This window comes from Aeromonas sp. 600774, assembly GCF_049175075.1.
GTDB classification, from domain to species: Bacteria; Pseudomonadota; Gammaproteobacteria; order Enterobacterales; family Aeromonadaceae; genus Aeromonas; species Aeromonas veronii_A.
In genome coordinates, this window is record NZ_JAAKUJ010000006.1 from 76465 (window position 1) to 93846 (window position 17382).

General features: G+C 60.5%; 17 protein-coding genes. 13 read left to right on the forward strand and 4 right to left on the reverse strand.

Annotation, left to right across the window (positions count from 1 at the left end; genetic code table 11):
* Positions 1-33: 33 nt before the first annotated feature.
* The 4 genes from rbfA (at position 34) to pnp (ending at position 4146) form a co-directional block, all read left to right on the forward strand.
* The gene (gene rbfA / locus G5171_RS08240; RefSeq protein ID WP_005338799.1) at positions 34-471 is read left to right on the forward strand and encodes a 30S ribosome-binding factor RbfA; all 438 of its coding nucleotides are present in this window, start codon (positions 34-36) and stop codon (positions 469-471) included.
* Position 472: 1 nt separating this feature from the next.
* Positions 473-1423, forward strand: a complete 951-nt coding sequence (gene truB / locus G5171_RS08245; RefSeq protein ID WP_005343551.1) for a tRNA pseudouridine(55) synthase TruB — start codon at positions 473-475, stop codon at positions 1421-1423.
* Positions 1424-1567: 144 nt separating this feature from the next.
* Positions 1568-1837, forward strand: a complete 270-nt coding sequence (gene rpsO, locus G5171_RS08250; protein WP_005338797.1) for a 30S ribosomal protein S15 — start codon at positions 1568-1570, stop codon at positions 1835-1837.
* Between the two features lie 167 nt (positions 1838-2004).
* A complete protein-coding gene (gene pnp, locus G5171_RS08255; RefSeq protein ID WP_337073533.1) occupies positions 2005-4146 on the forward strand; it encodes a polyribonucleotide nucleotidyltransferase in 2142 nt (713 codons plus the stop codon).
* Between the two features lie 226 nt (positions 4147-4372).
* On the opposite strand, the gene G5171_RS08260 is transcribed toward pnp, so the two are convergent.
* Positions 4373-5461 carry a ketoacyl-ACP synthase III gene (locus G5171_RS08260; protein ID WP_184234440.1) on the reverse strand — a complete coding sequence of 363 codons (1089 nt, stop codon included), beginning with the start codon at positions 5459-5461 and terminating at the stop codon, positions 4373-4375.
* Positions 5462-5686: 225 nt separating this feature from the next.
* On the opposite strand from G5171_RS08260, the gene G5171_RS08265 reads away from it, so the two are divergent.
* From G5171_RS08265 to G5171_RS08275, 3 genes are all read left to right on the forward strand, one after another.
* Positions 5687-6628, forward strand: a complete 942-nt coding sequence (locus G5171_RS08265; protein ID WP_337073532.1) for a LysR family transcriptional regulator — start codon at positions 5687-5689, stop codon at positions 6626-6628.
* A gap of 127 nt (positions 6629-6755) precedes the next feature.
* Complete coding sequence (locus G5171_RS08270) at positions 6756-7364, forward strand: LysE family translocator (protein ID WP_421260035.1); 609 nt, start codon at positions 6756-6758, stop codon at positions 7362-7364.
* Between the two features lie 97 nt (positions 7365-7461).
* Complete coding sequence (locus tag G5171_RS08275; protein ID WP_337073531.1) at positions 7462-9321, forward strand: U32 family peptidase; 1860 nt, start codon at positions 7462-7464, stop codon at positions 9319-9321.
* Positions 9322-9388: 67 nt separating this feature from the next.
* On the opposite strand, the gene G5171_RS08280 is transcribed toward G5171_RS08275, so the two are convergent.
* Together G5171_RS08280 and G5171_RS08285 are read right to left on the reverse strand one after the other, a co-directional pair.
* Entirely contained in the window at positions 9389-9862 is a 474-nt protein-coding gene (locus tag G5171_RS08280; protein ID WP_227341259.1) for a methylated-DNA--[protein]-cysteine S-methyltransferase, read from the reverse strand.
* A complete protein-coding gene (locus G5171_RS08285; RefSeq protein ID WP_421260067.1) occupies positions 9859-11403 on the reverse strand; it encodes an AlkA N-terminal domain-containing protein in 1545 nt (514 codons plus the stop codon). Before G5171_RS08285 ends, G5171_RS08280 begins: the two co-directional genes overlap by 4 nt.
* A 408-nt stretch (positions 11404-11811) precedes the next feature.
* On the opposite strand from G5171_RS08285, the gene G5171_RS08290 reads away from it, so the two are divergent.
* The 6 genes from G5171_RS08290 to G5171_RS08315 all read left to right on the forward strand — a co-directional run bounded on the left by G5171_RS08290 (position 11812) and on the right by G5171_RS08315 (position 15677).
* Complete coding sequence (locus tag G5171_RS08290) at positions 11812-12201, forward strand: type IV pilin protein (RefSeq protein ID WP_005343572.1); 390 nt, start codon at positions 11812-11814, stop codon at positions 12199-12201.
* A gap of 1 nt (position 12202) precedes the next feature.
* Entirely contained in the window at positions 12203-12622 is a 420-nt protein-coding gene (locus G5171_RS08295; RefSeq protein ID WP_337073529.1) for a GspH/FimT family pseudopilin, read from the forward strand.
* Positions 12619-13011 carry a type IV pilus modification PilV family protein gene (locus G5171_RS08300; protein WP_159143122.1) on the forward strand — a complete coding sequence of 131 codons (393 nt, stop codon included), beginning with the start codon at positions 12619-12621 and terminating at the stop codon, positions 13009-13011. Before G5171_RS08295 ends, G5171_RS08300 begins: the two co-directional genes overlap by 4 nt.
* Complete coding sequence (locus G5171_RS08305) at positions 13005-13553, forward strand: PilW family protein (RefSeq protein WP_216979366.1); 549 nt, start codon at positions 13005-13007, stop codon at positions 13551-13553. The genes G5171_RS08300 and G5171_RS08305 overlap by 7 nt, the downstream gene beginning before the upstream one ends.
* Complete coding sequence (locus G5171_RS08310) at positions 13550-15181, forward strand: DUF7305 domain-containing protein (RefSeq protein ID WP_337073528.1); 1632 nt, start codon at positions 13550-13552, stop codon at positions 15179-15181. The genes G5171_RS08305 and G5171_RS08310 overlap by 4 nt, the downstream gene beginning before the upstream one ends.
* A 94-nt stretch (positions 15182-15275) precedes the next feature.
* Entirely contained in the window at positions 15276-15677 is a 402-nt protein-coding gene (locus G5171_RS08315) for a VOC family protein (RefSeq protein WP_159143128.1), read from the forward strand.
* 118 nt (positions 15678-15795) lie between these two features.
* Here the strand turns inward: G5171_RS08315 and G5171_RS08320 are convergent, their stop codons facing one another.
* Positions 15796-17274, reverse strand: a complete 1479-nt coding sequence (locus tag G5171_RS08320; RefSeq protein ID WP_201944365.1) for a carboxypeptidase M32 — start codon at positions 17272-17274, stop codon at positions 15796-15798.
* Positions 17275-17382 lie beyond the last annotated feature (108 nt).

A 17382-nucleotide genomic window follows, 5' to 3' on the forward strand; every position in this document is an offset into this window, starting at 1 on the left:
GGGCCGCGGCCCCCTTTTATCGCAGGATAGAATATGGCCAGAGAATTCAGCCGGACCCGTCGGGTCGGACAGCAGATCCAGCGTGAAATCGCGCTGATCCTGCAGCGCGAGGTGAAAGACCCGCGCATCGGCATGGTGACTGTTTCCGATGTGGAAGTGTCCCGTGACCTCAACTATGCCAAGATTTACGTCACCTTCTTGCAGCTGGAAAATGATGCCGAGCGCATCAAGGAAGGCTTGCAGGGTCTGACCGAAGCAGCCGGATATATCCGTAGTCTGCTGGGCAGTGCCATGCGTCTGCGCGTGGTGCCCGAGCTGCGTTTCTACTACGACCAGACCCTGGTCGAGGGGATGCGTCTCTCCAACCTGGTGACCAACACTGTGCGCGAAGACAAGCGTCGCATGGCCGAATCCGGCCGTGACGAAGAAGCTGAATCCGCACCGGATGACACAACTGAGGATAAAGCCTGAGATGTCTCGAAGACGTCGTTTCAAGGGCCGTGATGTGCACGGCATTCTGCTGCTGGACAAGCCGACCGGCCTGACCTCCAACGATGTGTTGCAGAAGGTCAAGCGCATCTACAACGCCGCCAAGGCCGGTCACACCGGCGCACTGGATCCGCTGGCGACCGGCATGCTGCCGATCTGCCTCGGCGAGGCCACCAAGTTCTCCCAGTATTTGCTGGAAGCGGACAAGCGCTATGAGGTGACCGCCAAACTGGGCGAGCGCACCAACACCAGCGACTCTGATGGTGAGGTGGTCTCCACCCGTCCAGTGAACGTGGCTGTCGGTACCCTGATTGAGGCGCTGGACCAGTTCCGCGGCCCCATCATGCAGGTGCCCTCCATGTACTCTGCGCTCAAGCACAACGGCCGTCCGCTCTACGAATATGCCCGCGAAGGCATCGAGATTGAGCGTGAAGCCCGTCCCATCACCGTATTCGAGCTCAAACTGCTGAGCTTCGAAGGTGATGAAGTGCGCCTTGAAGTGCACTGCAGCAAAGGCACCTACATCCGCTCTCTGGTGGATGATCTGGGTGAAGTGCTGGGTTGTGGCGCCCACGTGACCCAGTTGCGTCGTACCCAGGTGGCCAGCTATCCGTACGAGCGGATGCTGACGCTGGAGCAACTCGAGTGCATCTTCGAGCAGGCCAAGGCCGAGAGCATCCCGCCGCGCGAGCAGCTGGATCCGCTGTTGCTGCCGATGGACACCGCCGTAGCAAGCTTGCCCGAGGTGAACATGCTGGCGGTTGTGGCTGCCTATGTGAATCAGGGCCAGGCCGTGCAGGTGGCGGGTGCGCCGCAAAGCGGTCAGGTTCGCATGACGGTCGGCCCGGAGCGCGAGTTCATCGGGGTTGGCGAGATTGATGATGATGGCCGCGTCGCTCCCAAGCGACTGGTGCGTTATCACGACGAGGAGTGATCCTCAGGCGGTATCAGAACGTCTTTCCCGTTTCGCCTCTTTATCGTTGCGAAAAGGGGCGGGGACGATTATGATACCGCCCTCATTTCACGGCTGAATTAGAGATTGGCTGTGAACCTTTAAACACTCTACTGGAGTATTACCATGTCTCTAAATGCTGAGATCAAAGCTCAAATCGTTGCTGACAACGCTCGTTGCGCCAACGACACCGGTTCCCCCGAAGTGCAAGTTGCCCTGCTGACTGCCCAGATCAACCATCTGCAAGGTCACTTCAAAGAGCACTCCAAGGACCACCACGGTCGTCGCGGTCTGCTGCGCATGGTTTCCCAGCGTCGTAAGCTGCTGGACTACCTGAAGCGTAAAGATTCCGAGCGTTATGCTGCTCTGATCGCCAAGCTGGGTCTGCGTCGTTAATCGACCATCAGATTTCGCGAAAAAGGGGAACCGTCAGGTTCCCCTTTTTTATTGCTCTTCAAGCCGTTGCCTGCCTCACAGAATTCGCGTCGCCGCTTACCTTTTGCATCGAATCAAGTATACTTGTGCGCGAATTTAAAGAGCCAAATTGTAAAAAGGAAATTCACGTGAATCCTATTGTAAAGTCATTCCAGTACGGTCAACACACCGTCACACTGGAAACCGGTGTGATGGCCCGTCAAGCCACTGCGGCCGTTATGGTCAGCATGGACGATACCTGCGTATTTGTGACCGTAGTCGGCAAGAAAGAGGCCGATCATGGCCGTGATTTCTTCCCGCTGACCGTCAACTACCAGGAGCGTACCTATGCTGCTGGTCGTATCCCGGGTGGTTTCTTCCGTCGTGAAGGCCGTCCGAGCGAAGGCGAGACTCTTATCTCCCGTCTGATCGACCGTCCTATTCGTCCGCTGTTCCCGGAAGGCTTCCTCAATGAGGTTCAGGTCGTTGCGACCGTCATGTCCGTGAATCCGGCCGTATCCCCCGACATCGTTGCCATGATCGGTGCATCTGCTGCACTGGCCATCTCCGGTATCCCGTTTGGCGGCCCGATCGGTGCTGCTCGCGTGGGTTACATGAACGGTCAGTATGTGCTGAACCCGACCACTACCGAACTGCCGCAGAGCGATCTGGATCTGGTGGTTGCCGGTACTGCCAATGCCGTGCTGATGGTTGAGTCCGAAGCGGCCATCCTCTCCGAAGAAGTGATGCTGGGCGCCGTGGTATACGGTCACGAGCAGATGCAGACCGTGATCAATGCGATCAACGAGTTTGCCGCTGCCGTCGGCACCAAGCCGTGGGACTGGACTCCGCCTGCCGTCAACGAAGCGCTGAAAGCCAAGGTTGCCGAGCTGGCGAGCGCCGAGCTGGGTGAAGCCTACCGCATCACCGAGAAGGCTGTTCGTTACGAAACAATCGCTGCCATCAAGGGCCGTGTGGTTGAGCAAGTTATCGCGTCAGGCGTGGAAGAAGATGCCAAGAAGATTGGCGAAGAGTTCCACAGCCTGGAAAGCCGCATCGTTCGTGGTCGTGTCGTACGTGGTGAGCCGCGTATCGACGGTCGCGATCCGGAAATGATCCGTGCCCTGTCTGTCGCTACCGGCGTATTGCCCCGTGCTCACGGTTCTGCCCTGTTCACTCGTGGTGAAACCCAGGCTATGGTCGTTGCGACCCTGGGTACCGAGCGTGACGCCCAGAACATCGACGAGCTGACCGGCAACCGTGCCGATCGCTTCATGCTGCACTACAACTTCCCGCCATACTGCGTCGGTGAGACCGGCATGATGGGTAGCCCGAAGCGTCGTGAAATCGGTCACGGCCGTCTGGCCAAGCGCGGCGTTGCTGCCGTGATGCCGAGCGCCGCCGAGTTCCCGTACGTGGTGCGCGTGGTCTCTGAAATCACCGAATCCAACGGCTCCTCCTCCATGGCGTCTGTCTGTGGTTCCTCCCTGGCGCTGATGGATGCCGGTGTGCCGATCAAGGCCTCCGTCGCCGGTATCGCCATGGGTCTGGTGAAGGAAGAAGAAGGTTTCGTCGTGCTGTCTGACATTCTGGGTGACGAAGATCACCTGGGCGACATGGACTTCAAAGTAGCCGGTACCACCGAAGGTGTGACCGCGCTGCAGATGGACATCAAGATCGAAGGCATCACCAAAGAGATCATGGAGATTGCCCTGAAGCAAGCTCGTGGCGCCCGTCTGCACATCCTCAAAGTGATGGATGAAGCAATCCAGGCTCCCCGTGCCCAGATCTCTGATTTCGCACCGCGTATCCACACCATCAAGATCAATCCTGAGAAGATCAAGGACGTGATCGGTAAGGGTGGTTCCGTGATCCGTGCGCTGACCGAAGAGACCGGCACCAACATCGAGCTGGATGATGACGGTACTGTACGTATCTCCGCCGTGGCCAACGAAGCTGCCATGGAAGCGATCCGTCGCATCGAGGCCATCACCGCCGAGATCGAAGTGAACCGCATCTATGAAGGTAAAGTTGTCCGTCTGGCCGATTTTGGTGCATTCGTCAACATTCTGCCGGGCAAAGATGGTCTGGTACACATCTCCCAGATCACCGACGCTCGCGTGCAGAACGTGGCTGACCATCTGACCATCGGTGACGTGGTCAAGGTGAAGGTACTGGAAGTGGACCGTCAGGGCCGCGTACGTCTCTCCATCAAGGAAGCGAACGCTCCGACTGATGCAGCCCCGGCTGCTGATGCTCCGGTTGCTGCCGAAGCGCCTGCCGCAGAGTAATCTGTCCTCCTGAACCGGATTCTCCGGTTGCAGTAAAAAGTCCGGCGCCCTTTGGGGCGCCGGACTTTTTTATGCGCTCAGACTCATCACGCCGAAGTTGGCTCTCTGCTCAGGATGTGGTGGGCATTGCCGGAGCCTCAAGAGGTCAGGTTAGAAAAGTGTCGCGAAGGGGGAGGGAGAGCGGTGTGGGAGAAAGGAGCCTGAGGATTCAGGCTCCTGATAAGGATCAGGCCTCGTTGGCGTGGGCCTTCTGACACCCTTCGACGGCGTGAGCAATCAGTTCCAGTGCGCTCTGGTCGCACGGTGGCAGCTCGGCCTCGCACTTGTTGATAGGGGTAACACGATCGCCCCACTTGATGATGGCTGCGCCCCAGGTCAGGCCGGCACCGAAGGCGGCAGTCAGCAGATAGGAATTCGGCTTGACGCGCCCCTGCTCCAGCGCTTCGCACAGGGCGATAGGTACGGTGGCTGCGGAGGTGTTGCCGTAGTTTTCGATGTTGACCATCACCTTCTCCATCGGCGCATTCATCCGTTTGGCGAGGGTCTCGATGATGCGGATATTGGCCTGGTGCGGCACGATCAGGTCGACCTGCTCCGGCGCAATACCGGCCTGCGCCAGCACAGTGCTGGTGGCCTCACCCATGCCGCGCACAGCACGTTTGAAGATCTCCGGCCCTTCGAAGTTGAAGGTGAACAGGCCATCGATATCGGCAAAACGCACCCGGTCGGTACCGAAGTTCGGTACATGCAGGATCTCCCGCGCTTCGCTGTCGCAACCCAGCTTGTTGGCGATCAGGCCACACTCCTGCTCGCTTGCCTCTATCACCACGGCACCGGCACCATCGCCAAACAGTACGGCGGTATCGCGGCGTGCCCAGTCCAGCAGGTAGGTGAGGCGCTCGGCGCCAATCACCAGCACCTTCTTCATCATGCCAGTCTGCACCAGCGAGGTAGCGACGGAGAGGGAGTAGACGAAACCGGTGCAGGCCGCGTTGAGGTCAAACACGGCGGCGTTGACGGCGCCCAGCTTCTTTTGCACCGCAGAGGCGGCGCTTGGCAGCAGGTTGTCCGGGGTGGCGGTGGCCAGGATGATGCCATCGAGATCGCTGGCTTCCAGACCGGCGCAGGCCAGTGCGCGGCGACCGGCCAGGGTGGCGAGATCCGAGGTGCTGACATGGGAGATCCGGCGGGCCTTGATGCCGGTGCGCGGATAGATCCACTCGTCTGATGTATCCATGATGGTGCTGAGGTCGTCGTTGGTCAGCACGGAGGGAGGCAGGCATTTGCCCCAGCCGGTGATATTGGCGTATTTCATCTTGTTACCGCTTCTCAAGTGGATCGCCCGCGGGCGGAAAATCGTGCAATTATGCCGTACGAGACAACCACTGTCATCTTGTGGTCATGGTTATGTGCAGGGGGCTCAGCTGTGCCATCTGGTCGCAAAGGGCTGCAACGTGCGGAATATGGCTGGAAATTTTGCTTAAAACGCGGGACTCATCTGCCCTAAGATAGGCGTTTCACCACCGATGAGGGTATCTCCTTGCTCAGAGCCAATCTCAACTTGTTGCCGACCCTCAAGGTGCTGCTGGAGACCCGCAATATCAGCCGCGCCGCCGAGCTGTTGCACCTGAGTCAGCCCTCCATCAGCAAGCAGCTTGCCCAGTTGCGCAGCGAGTTTGATGACGAGTTGCTGGTGCGGGAGGGGCAACGCTGGCTGCTGACGCCACGGGCCGAACTGTTGGCCGCCCAGCTGGCGGATTCTCTCGGTGCGCTGGAGCGGCTCTACGAGGCGCCCGGATTTGACCCGAGCCGCTGCGAGCGGGTATTTCGGCTCGCCTCCTCCGATTATGTGGCCCAGCATATCCTGCCCGATATCTGTGCCGCGCTCGCCAAAGAGGCGCCGTTGGCGGCGCTGGAGTACAGCCTGTGGGACAAGCGTCAGCTGCCGCAGTTGTGGCAGTCCGAGCTGGATCTGGTCTCCACCATCACCGAGCAGGTACCGGATCAGATCCGTGGTCTGCATCAGGGGGAAGATCGGCTGGCGGTGCTGATGGGATGTCACCACCCGCTGGCAGGCAAGACACTTAATCTCGATGACTATCTCGCCTGGCCTCACCTGCAGGTGAGTGGCGGTGGCGACAAGGACAGCCCGGTGGAGCAGGTGTTGGCGCCGCAGGGACTGAGTCGGCGCTGGTTTGCCAGAGTTCCCTTCTTTCAGGCGGCAGTGGAGGTGTTGCTGCGCACCGATTGCCTGATGACCACCCCGGCCCATATCGCCTGGCAGCTCTCCTGTGGCCATGAGCTCACCTTTGTCGATCTGCCCTTTGCTACCCGCGACCAGCAGTATCATCTGCTGTGGCATCAGCGCCACCATCAGGATCCAGCCCACCGCTGGTTTCGCGAGCTGGCCTACCCCTTCCTGCGGGATCATCTGCAACGCACCGTTGGCGAGAGTCGCAAGCTGCTCGATCTCGGCGGTTAGCCCCGGTCAGTTGTGTGGCGTTATAGCCATGGGTTATGGAATCTATTCATAACTTTCACTACTGGCATAATGGCTCAGCCCGTACCCTGAGTACAGGTCATCATATCGAGCACAAAAGAGGAAAAGCATGGAACTGACGAGTTGGCTGGCACTGGCCGCAATCTGCGTGATGGGGGCCATCAGCCCGGGGCCGAGTCTGGCGCTGATCATCCGCAACACGGTGCAGGGCGGGCAGGGGCATGGCGTCGCTACTGCGCTTGGCCACGGCCTCGGGGTTGGTATCTATGCGCTGGTCACGGCGCTCGGCCTTTCCATTTTGATCACCCAGACACCGATCCTGTTTGATTTGATCCGCTACGGCGGCGCCGCGTTTCTTGCCTGGCTCGGGGTGAAAGCCCTGCTGGCAAAACCAGCCAGTGACGAAGGGAATGAAGAGGTACATCAGTTGCGCGGTCGGCAAGGGGCCTTTGAAGGTTATATGGTTGCCTTCCTTAACCCCCAGCTGGCGGTTTTCTTCATCGCCCTGTTCAGCCAGTTTGTGCGGGCCGATACCGGCTGGAGCGAAGGGGGCATCATGATGCTCACCGCGGGCGGGATCGATGCCGTCTGGTACGTGCTGGTGGCGCTGGTGCTCTCCCGCGGGCCGGTGCTGGCGTGGCTTAAAGCCAAATCCTTTGTGATCGATAAGGTGAGCGGCCTGGTGCTGCTCGGGCTGGCACTCAAGGTGGTTATCTAATCCTGCATTTTGCGGATACCTTAAGCGGGATCAAGGCACGCGGGTGGCGAATGGGCTAGAGTAGCGCCCATTTGCTGTCCGCCCTGATCCCGAGACTATGCACCAGAACAAGCACCCTTTAAGCCACAATAACCGGTTGGAGCTGCTGGCTCCGGCCAAGAACCTCGCCTACGGCATAGAAGCCATCAACCATGGTGCCGATGCCGTCTACATGGGTGGCCCTGCCTTCGGCGCCCGCAGTGCGGCGGGCAACTCCATCGAGGATATCGAGGCGCTGGCGCGCCACGCCCACCGTTTCGGTGCCCAGGTCTTTGTCGCCTTCAATACTTTGCTGCACGATCACGAGCTGGAGCAGGCCCGGCGGCTGACCCACCAGATCTACGAAGCCGGTGCCGATGCGCTGATTGTGCAGGATATGGGGCTGCTGGCGCTGGATTTGCCACCTATTGCGCTCCATGCCAGTACCCAGACCGACAACCGCACGCCGGAGAAGGTGAAGTTTCTGCAGGATGTGGGTTTCTCTCAGGTGGTGCTGGCGCGCGAACTGTCCCTTGCGCAGATCCGCGAGATCAGCGCGGCGACCAATGTGCAGCTGGAGTTCTTTATCCACGGCGCGCTCTGTGTCTCCTACAGCGGCCAGTGCAACATCAGCCATGCCCGTACCGGCCGCAGCGCCAACCGTGGCGAGTGTGCCCAGCTCTGCCGTCTGCCCTGCTCGCTGCAAAAGCCGGATGGCGAAGTGCTGGTGGCCGACAGCCACCTGTTGTCCCTCAAGGATATGGATCAGACCGACAACCTGGAGGCCTTGATCGAGGCGGGGATCCGCTCCTTCAAGATTGAAGGGCGACTCAAGGGGCTCGACTACGTCAAGAACGTTACCGCCTGGTATCGGCAGAAGCTGGACGCCATTCTGGATAGTCGCTCCGATCTGGTGGCCGCCTCTGCTGGCCGTTGCAGCTACAGCTTCACGCCTGACCCCAAAAAGAGCTTCAACCGCGGCAGCACCGACTACTTCCTCCATGGTCGCCAGCAGGGGATCGACTCCACCAAGAGCCCGAAATATGTGGGCGAACCGCTGGGGCGGGTTACCAGGGTGACCCGTGACGGTATCGAGATTGATGGCAAACAGGTCACCCTCAACAACGGCGACGGTTTGGGCTTCTTCAAGCCGAACAACGAGCTGGTGGGGATGCGCCTCAACAAGGTCGAAGGTAAGCAGTTACTCCTGTCAGAACGCATGCCGGGGCTAAAGGTGGGGACCGAAATCTACCGCAACCACGATCAGGCGTTCAGCAAGATGCTGGAGAAGGCGAGCGCGGATCGCCGCATCCGGGTCGATATGGTGCTGGCAGAGTGCGATGAGGGCGTGAGCCTCACGCTCACCGACGAACAAGGCATCAGCGCCGCGGTGACACTTCCCTGTGACAAACAGCCTGCCGACAACCCGGAGCGGGCGCTGCAACAGGCGCGGGATCAGCTTGGTAAACTCGGCAATACCCTGTTTGTGGCGCGCAAGATTGAGTTGGCATTCACTCACCCGCTGTTTATCGCTGCATCACAGCTCAACGGTTTGCGCCGGGATGGCATCGCCGCGCTAGAGGCGGCGCGGGTGGCCAGCTACCAGCGCCCCGAGCGACGGATCGCCCTGCGGGATATAAACTATCCCCAGCACCGTCTCTCCTACCTTGGCAACGTGCTGAACAGCGCCGCCGAGCAGTTCTTCCGCGAACACGGGGTGGAGCGCATCGCTCCCGCCTATGAGGCGAACAAGGAGGAGCGGGAAGTGGTGCTGATGATCACCAAGCATTGCATCCGCTACAGCCAGAACCTCTGCCCGAACGAGGTGCCCGGTCTCAAGGCCGAGCCGCTGGAACTCAAGATGGGTAAAGACACCTTCCGCCTGCGTTTTGACTGCAACCGCTGCGAAATGCATGTGATGGGCAGCCTGAAACGCTGAGCAATGAGCCCCTTTCTCCGTCCGGAAAGGGGCAGTTTTTTATCGCAGGTTCTCTGCCTACCCTCCTTTAATTGCCCCTCTCCAGCGCCAGCAGTGCTTTTTTGATCTCCAATCCCCCCGCATAGCCGGTCAGGCTGCCGTTTTGGCCGATCACCCGATGGCAGGGGACGATGATCGAGAGCGGATTGCGGCCATTCGCCGCGCCCACAGCCCGCACCGCCTCTGGCTTGCCGATGGCGCGGGCAATATCGCTGTAGCTGCGGGTCTCGCCATAGGGGATGTCGCACAGCGCTTGCCACACCGCCTGCTGAAAGGCGGTGCCACGGGCGGCAAGGGACAGGGAGAAGCGCTGCAAGCGACCGGCAAAATAGGCGTCAAATTCGGCGAGGAAGGGAGCCAGCTCTTCGTGATCTTGCTGCCAGCCACTCATATCGGGCAGTGCCCGCAGGCCCGCCACAAAGTCCACGTGCACCAGACCAGATTCATTGATGGCGACCAGCAGATCGCTGCAGCGGGTCGGCAGGATATCGTAGCGGATCATGGGGTTATCTCCTGTTGTTGGCTATCCTGCTGGTTTTTGTTGCCAGTGGCACGGAGTAGCAAATCGGGCGCTTCACTCATGGCATGCCACAGCCAGCTGGCCGCATAGCTGCGCCACGGCTGCCATGCTGCGCTTTGCGCCAACACCTCTTTTACCGGCAGCTTGGTGCCGCCGCCGAGTGCCTTTTGCAGCACCAGATCGGAAGCGGGGAAGGCATCGGTATCCAGCCCGCAGCGCAGCCGCCAGTAAGAGACCGTCCACGGGCCTATGCCCGGCAGCGCCAGCAACTGCTCGTCACTGGCTGTCGTGAGGGTCAGCTCGCCGCTGGCCAGCGCCTGTGCCACGCCGCGCAGGGTACGAATGCGGCTGCCGGGCATGCCGATACCGTCGAGATCGAGTTCGCACAACTGGGCGGGGGGCGGCAGTTGCGCCATCCCGAATTGCGCCTCGGTGCGAGCCACCAGCCGCCCGAGTATGGTGATGGCCCCCTTGACCGAGACCTGCTGGCCGACGATGGCGCGCAGCATCACCTCGTACTCGTCCCAGCCACCCGGCAGCCGTACGCCGGGCCAGCGCGCCAGCAAGCGGGAGAGCAGAGGATCCTGAGCGAGCAGATCGCCGATCCGCTGCATATCGGCATCGAGATCCCACATCCTGCGCACCCGATAGAGCAGATCGGGCAGCGCCGCGAGCGGCAGATTATGAACGGTGAGTTGCAGGCTGTGCCCCTTGCCCTGCGCGATGCGCACCAGCGCGACCTGATTACCGACCTGGTAGCGCCGCTCATACACCTCGCCATCTACCCGCTCCAGCCCGGGGATCGCACGCAGCCGGTAGAACGCCAGCATGGCCGCCACATCATATGGGGGGCGGTAGGGCAACTGCAGCGTCAGCGTTGCGCCGCGCGGCTCCGAGCCTATGTGCTCTGGCGCGTCACCGTGCTGCTCCTGCTGGCGCAGGGAGCGCGGGGCCAGTCCGTAGGCGTTGAGCCAAGCATCATTGAAGCGGCGGATGCTGGCAAAGCCGGCGGCAAACGCGATGTCGGTAATGGGCAGCCCTGTTTCGGTCAGCAGCCGTTTCGCGAGCAGCAGGCGGCGCGTCTGCTCCACCTGTTTTGGTGAGGCGCCGAGATGTTGCTCGAACTGGCGGCGCAGGGTGCGTTCGCTGATCCCTTCCTCAGTGGCCAGTTTGGCGAGCGTGCCCTCCGCCAGCTCTCCGCGATCGATGCGTGCCAGCAGACGTGCCAGTTCAACCGGCAGATCGCCACGGGCGGCGGGGGCCAGCTCAGGGCGGCAGCGCAGGCAGGGTCGCAGCCCATACTGCTCGGCGGCCGCGGCGCTTTGGAAGTAGCGCACATTGTGCTCGTGCGGTGGCCGTGCCGGGCAGACAGGCCGGCAGTAGATGCCGGTCGAGAGCACGCCGGTAAAGAAGCGGCCATCGAAGCGAGCATCGCGGGCGAGCCGTGCGGCGTGACACTGTTCGCGGCTGAGGGTGTTGATCACCTCATCCGGTGACGACTCAGGGCTTGGCTTTGCATTCATGGTGTTGGCGGCGTTGCTGGAATAGATGGCAAGAGAGTAAGGGGGCTCGGGGGCCATGACTAGCCAGAAACGGACAGGGATAGCAAAAATTGGCCGAAGTTTTTTTACTCTTTCGTTGCACGGTTGGGTTTCACTCTTCGCTCCGTTGTTGTCCATTTGGCAAGGCTCGGCAGAAGAGCTCATAACGGATGGGGTCGGAGGCTCGATTGGCCTAGCTTTATTTGCTTAGCGAGATTAGTGGCGGCGAAAACTGCTTATAAATTAATAACAGATCACATAATTATCTTTTTTACATTGAATGTGGTGATTTTGTGTTGTTCAATTGAGTCAGTTAATTTTTTGTGATTATTAAGTCATCACATCTGCGGCCCAAGGCCGACCAATAACAACACTTGCCAAGGATGATAAGTGAACGACTGTAAGGCATGGCCCCATTGCCGGGGGTTTAGTCTGATCGAGTTGTTGATTGCCATGACGGTTGTCAGCATTCTCGCGGCCATCGCGTTGCCAGCGTATCAGGGTTATCTGCAACAGGGACGTCGTTACGAAGCACAGCAGCAATTGCTGGAGCAGGCGCTCGCCCTCGAACGTATCTATACCCAACAGGGCCGTTATCCCGACACGTTTGCCACCCCTTCCAACACGGATTTTTACCAGTTCAGCTACAGCCAGCAAGATGCTGGCGACTATCTGCTCAAAGCCATTCCAACGACGCGACAACAGGATGAGTGCGGCACTCTGACGCTCGATCAGACCGGTTATCGCGCGGCCAATCGTCATGACTGCTGGGGATCATAAGATGAACGAGCGCGGATTTACCCTGATTGAGTTGATGATCACGGTCGGCATTGCCGCCATCTTGCTGCTGGTTGCAGTGCCCTCCATGAGTCAGCGCCTCGCGGCCGAACGACTCGATCGCAGTGCGACCGAGCTCGCGTCAGCCTACCGCTTTGCCCGCAGCGAAGCGGTCAAGCTGACCCTGCCGGTGGTACTGCAGGGCACCGAGAACGGTGGCTGGGAGGTGATGGCTGACAGCAAGTTGCTGCGTCAGGCGGCAGCACCTGCTGGCGGCGTGGTGATCAAGCCGTTTGACCCCATCAAGATCGCGCCAACCGGCAGTAGCAGCCACGCCGAGATCACTCTGGCCAATCGCCTCGGAGATCAGCGCGTGCTCTGTGTGGCGCCGAGCGGCCAGCTGCTGCACGGGAGCTGCTCATGAGACACACCGCGCCTGCTCGCCAGCAGGGTTTCAATCTGGTGGAGATCATGGTCTCCATGGTGTTGGCGGTGATGGTATTTCTCGGTCTCGCCAAGGGGCAGGTGGTCTCGTTGCAGCAGGCGCACTATAGCCTGCAGAGTACGTTGGCCACGATTGAGGCGAGCAACAGTGTGGAGCAGATCTGGGGTTCGCTGTGTGAAGTACAGCGCAAGCCGGAGCGGTTCACCCAGGGCGATTTTCTTGCCCGCTTCACCCTGCACGAGGGCCACCAGCTGGTGCTGCCTAGTCGCTACAGCGACCACTTTGTGGTCGCCATCGAGTGGCGTGATGCGCGGATCTCCGGTGCCAGGCGGGTTGAGCTGAACGCAGGATTTCCGCCACTATGCTGAACGTTCCCTTCCGACAGCGAGGTGTCAGTCTCGTCGAGCTGATGATCTCCATGGTGCTCGGTCTGATGCTGATGCTGGCTATTTTTGCCGGTTACGTGCCTATCAAGAGCACGGTTGAGCAGAGCAAGGCGCTGGAGCAGGCGAACGAAGTGCTGCGCTTTGCCACTCTCACCTTTACCAACAGCGTCAAGCAGGCGGATCAGCTGATAGCGGTCACCCCTGATCGCCTGACGCTGGCTTTCAAGGTAGAGGGGGGCAGTCCGGTGCTCTCCTGCCTTGGCAACCAGAAAACCGCCGATTTTACCGAGCAGTACCGCTTCACGCCGCCGGTACTCAGTTGCGATGACGGGGATGGCCCGCGCCTGTTGCTGGCCCATCTTCAGGATCTTGAATTCGGCCAGCAGGGGGCGCTGGTCAATATCCGCATCTTGCCCGAAGGGCTGCCGAGCTATCTGGCGCCTGGGGTAGAGGTGCAGGTGGCACGCCGCAAGGCGGTCTGGGCGGCAGCACTGGCCACATCCGGTGCAGGGGGAGCAGGATGAACAAGGGATTGCAGGGGCAGCGAGGAGCCGTATTGCTGGTGGTGCTGGTGGTGAGCCTGCTGTCGAGCCTGCTGGTGTTTACCAGCATTCAGGAGAACCAGCTGCAAACCCGCCTGAGCGGCAATTTTCACAAGAAGATCAATGCACAGCTCAGTGCCGAGCAGGGGATGAACGACAGTTATCGCGCCCTGCATCAGGCGCTCGGCTCCGAACCACGGATAGAGTGGGATCAACTGGTGCAGAAGGTGCCAGGCAAGGGGGAAGGGGCCATGGCGGGCAGCCGCTTTCGCATCGATCAGCTGGATGCTTCTACAGGCAGCAAACTGGCGTTGCAGAGCCATGGCCGTTATCTGGAGGGCAATGCCAGTCTCAACGCGCTGTTTGCCCTCAAGCGCGAGCCCGGCAATCTCATCTTTCAGGATTCGGTAGTGGCATGCGAAGGGCTAAGCCTTTCCGGTAGCGGTTTTATCGACAGCTATGATTCGCGCAAGGGAGCGTACAAGGAGTCTGTTTCCGGGACCCTTAATCAGGGGCAGAACGCCAAGGTGGCGACCGTCAGCGACAAGGCCAATGTGGTGCTCGCCGGGCACTCCCCCATCTGGGGTGATGTGCGGGCGACCGGCTCGGTGACCTTGAAAGGTTCTTCACCTGTTGCGGGTAATGTACTTGCTGGCGGCGATATCACCATTTCTCCCTCTGATGGGGTCGTCAGGGTTGAGGGCAGCGTGAACGGGAGTGGAAATTTTGCCTTGCAAGGGGGGCATATTGCCGGAGCTGTTGCGATCAATGGGGATGTTTCTATGGGTCATGGCACCAGCATTGCTGGCGACAAGTTGAACTATGGTGGGAACGGGGCATTCCTTGATGCCAAGCATCAGAAGTATCTGGAGCCCCAATACCGAACTCATCCCAAGCTACCGCCTGTTGCCGGGCAGGTGTGTGACCCGCTCAATGTGGCCGCGCTGCCCAAATCGTTCCCCCCTGCAACATTGCCCATCAATGGCCCGCTGACGCTCGGGGCCACCCAGCAGATGGTGCTGACCACGGATCCTGCCACCGGCTCGGTCACCAGCAGCAACCAGCAAAAGCCCGGGCTGCCGTTCCCCGGCAAGGGGGAGCTGTTTGGCAAGGAACAGACCATTTACAAGCTCGACAGCCTCAATATGGGGGCCGATGCCAGTCTCACCATCAAGGGGGATGTGGTGCTGCTGATCGACAAGGATTTCACCATGACAGGCAGCAACAAGTTGACGGTGAGCGAGGGGAGCAGCCTGACCCTGATCGTCAGCGGTAAGGTCGATCTTGGGGCCGGTGCCGAGGTGACGGCAGCCAAACAGGGGCTGACCGCTGGCGGTACGCCCGCTATCTCTATCTATTCCGCGTATAGCGGCAAGGATGGGGTCAAGCTGTCGGGCAATACGCCGCTCTATGCCGCTCTCTATGCCCCGCTCACCGAGATGAAGATCAGCGGAAGTGGCGGTCTGTACGGGGCGGTGCGGGCAAAACACTTGACCGAGAGTGGCGCGGGCGGTGTGCACTATGACGAGGCGCTGGGCATGGCAGATCTGGGGGACGATCAGGGGCCGCCTCCGACGTTGGCACTGCGGCAGTGGCACTTTGTGCAGTGAGGCTGGCGAGCCGCTAAAAAGGATCGAATGGGGCGCGCAACTGTGAGAAGGTGGAGATCTGTCCACCCAGTCGTTCACTGTTGAGGAGTGCTCCATGCCAGGCCCAGCTCGTGCCGGTGCCCTGATCTATGCCAAGGATCCGGGCCTGCTGACCCACTTTTACCGTACATTGCTGCAGATGGTGGTCTGCAGTCAGGATGAGCAGTTGGTGGTGCTGGAAAACAGCGATATCCAGCTGCTGATCCACGCCATTCCCGAGCCTTATACCGGGCAAGTTGTTATCAAGCGGCCGCCGGAATTGCGGGAAGAGGGGGCCATCAAGCTGTTCTTCACCGTCTCCAGCCTCGCCTGGGCAGAAGCGAAGGCGGCGGATCTCGGCGGCGGCCTGCTGCCACAGCAGTGGACGGGGCCCGGCTTTGTGGTGCGCAACGCCTTCGACCCTGAGGGCAATATCCTGCAACTGCGCGAGTTGCTGGGTTCCCCTGATCCTCTCTGAATTTTCTCTTTTTACAGCATGGTTGTGGCGGCGTGCTGTGCCATGCACCGCCATAAAAACGGGGCCCTGTAGTGGTCAACTAAAAGGGCCCCGTCTTTTGTTACCCGTGTAGCAAGCATCACTTCAGATAACGCTGTTCCAGATGCTGGCGCAGCCAGTGCGGGTTGAGCGCTTCACCGGTGGCGCGGCGCACCAGCTCGTCGGTGCTGTGCAGGCTCCCCTGTGACCAGATCTGGCGCCCGAGCCAGCCGAAGATCTCCGGCAAGCGACCCGCCGCGATCACCTCCCCCATGCTGCCCAGCTCTTTTTCGAGGGCAAAACGCAGCTGGGCGGCATACATGGCGCCCAGGGTGTAGCTCGGGAAGTAGCCGAACGAGCCGTCGGTCCAGTGAATATCCTGCATGCAGCCATTGCGGTAGTTGCCCTTGGTGGAGAGCCCCAGCCACTGCTGCATCTTGGCGTCCCACAGCTCGGGGATGTCGGCCACCTCGATCTTCCCTTCCACCAGATCGCGCTCCAGCTCGTAGCGCAGGATAACGTGGGCCGGATAGGTCACCTCGTCCGCATCGACCCGGATAAAGCCCGGCTCGACCCGGCTGTAGAGCTTGGCCAGATTGTCCGGCGCAAACGCCGCCTGCTCGCCGAAGTGGTGACGAATGCGTGGTGCCAGCAGCGCGAGGAAGGCCGGATGATGCCCCAGCTGCATCTCGCAAAACAGGCTCTGGCTCTCGTGGATCGCCATGGAGCGGGCCTCGGCCACCGGCTGACCCAGCAGATGGCGCGGCAGCCCCTGCTCGTAACGGGCGTGACCGGTCTCGTGCACTATGCCCATCAGGCTGGAGACAAACTCCTGCTCGTTATAGCGGGTGGTGATCCGCACGTCGGTCGGCACGCCGCCACAGAAGGGGTGACTGCTCACATCGAGCCGGCCGTGGGCGAAATCAAAGCCGAGCAGTCCCATCACCTCCTGACCGAGCGCTTGCTGGGTCGGGATGGGGAAGGGGCCTTGCGGCAGCAACAAGGCATCGCCCTTTTGTTGTTCACTCACGGTCAGGATAAGATCCGGCAACCAGCTGGCGAGATCGCCGAAGATTTGATCAAGTCGTGTGCTGGTCATGCCCGGCTCATAGAGGGCCAGCATGGCGTCGTAGGGGCGCACGCCAAGCGCATCGGCCCGCAGCTGCGCTACTTCACGGGAGAGTTTCACCACCTCCTCGAGATTGGGAGCAAAACCGGCCCAGTCGTTGTTCTTGCGCTGGCTGCGCCAGGCGTGCTCGCACTTGCTGCCGGCGAGCGACAGCGCTTCGACCAGCTCACCGGGCAGCAGGCTGGCATCTTGCCACTGGCGCTTGATCTCGCCGAGGTTGGCACGTTGCACTTCATCGAGCGGCTCACTCTCGGCCTTGGCAATCCAGTCGCCCAGCTCGGGAGCGGTGCGCTTCTGGTGGATCAGCAGACCGAGTTCGGCCATCGCTTCGGCGCGGGCATCGTTGCCCCCTTCCGGCATCATGGCCGCCTGATCCCAGCCGCAGATGGCGGCGAGGTGGCTAAAGCGGTGGATCTGCTGCTGATGTTGTTCAAGCTTTTGATATGACATGGGATTGTCCTTGTTATCGTCCCTGATGGTATGCCGCCCCGTACCTGGCATGATCGGGGCCGTTCGATGCTAACACCGCCGCTGCATCGTTGACCACCTTAGCGCAGG

What these genes read in the sequence shown, in the direction of transcription:
- rbfA (WP_005338799.1), top strand. Translation starts at nt 34, where the DNA reads ATGGCCAGAGAATTCAGCCGGACCCGTCGGGTCGGACAGCAGATCCAG.
- G5171_RS08300 (WP_159143122.1), top strand. Translation starts at nt 12,619, where the DNA reads ATGAGACACACCGCGCCTGCTCGCCAGCAGGGTTTCAATCTGGTGGAG.
- G5171_RS08310 (WP_337073528.1), top strand. Translation starts at nt 13,550, where the DNA reads ATGAACAAGGGATTGCAGGGGCAGCGAGGAGCCGTATTGCTGGTGGTG.
- G5171_RS08295 (WP_337073529.1), top strand. Translation starts at nt 12,203, where the DNA reads ATGAACGAGCGCGGATTTACCCTGATTGAGTTGATGATCACGGTCGGC.
- G5171_RS08275 (WP_337073531.1), top strand. Translation starts at nt 7,462, where the DNA reads ATGCACCAGAACAAGCACCCTTTAAGCCACAATAACCGGTTGGAGCTG.
- rpsO (WP_005338797.1), top strand. Translation starts at nt 1,568, where the DNA reads ATGTCTCTAAATGCTGAGATCAAAGCTCAAATCGTTGCTGACAACGCT.
- truB (WP_005343551.1), top strand. Translation starts at nt 473, where the DNA reads ATGTCTCGAAGACGTCGTTTCAAGGGCCGTGATGTGCACGGCATTCTG.
- G5171_RS08280 (WP_227341259.1), bottom strand. Translation starts at nt 9,862, where the DNA reads ATGATCCGCTACGATATCCTGCCGACCCGCTGCAGCGATCTGCTGGTC.
- G5171_RS08320 (WP_201944365.1), bottom strand. Translation starts at nt 17,274, where the DNA reads ATGTCATATCAAAAGCTTGAACAACATCAGCAGCAGATCCACCGCTTT.
- G5171_RS08285 (WP_421260067.1), bottom strand. Translation starts at nt 11,403, where the DNA reads ATGAATGCAAAGCCAAGCCCTGAGTCGTCACCGGATGAGGTGATCAAC.
- G5171_RS08260 (WP_184234440.1), bottom strand. Translation starts at nt 5,461, where the DNA reads ATGAAATACGCCAATATCACCGGCTGGGGCAAATGCCTGCCTCCCTCC.
- G5171_RS08270 (WP_421260035.1), top strand. Translation starts at nt 6,756, where the DNA reads ATGGAACTGACGAGTTGGCTGGCACTGGCCGCAATCTGCGTGATGGGG.
- G5171_RS08315 (WP_159143128.1), top strand. Translation starts at nt 15,276, where the DNA reads ATGCCAGGCCCAGCTCGTGCCGGTGCCCTGATCTATGCCAAGGATCCG.
- G5171_RS08305 (WP_216979366.1), top strand. Translation starts at nt 13,005, where the DNA reads ATGCTGAACGTTCCCTTCCGACAGCGAGGTGTCAGTCTCGTCGAGCTG.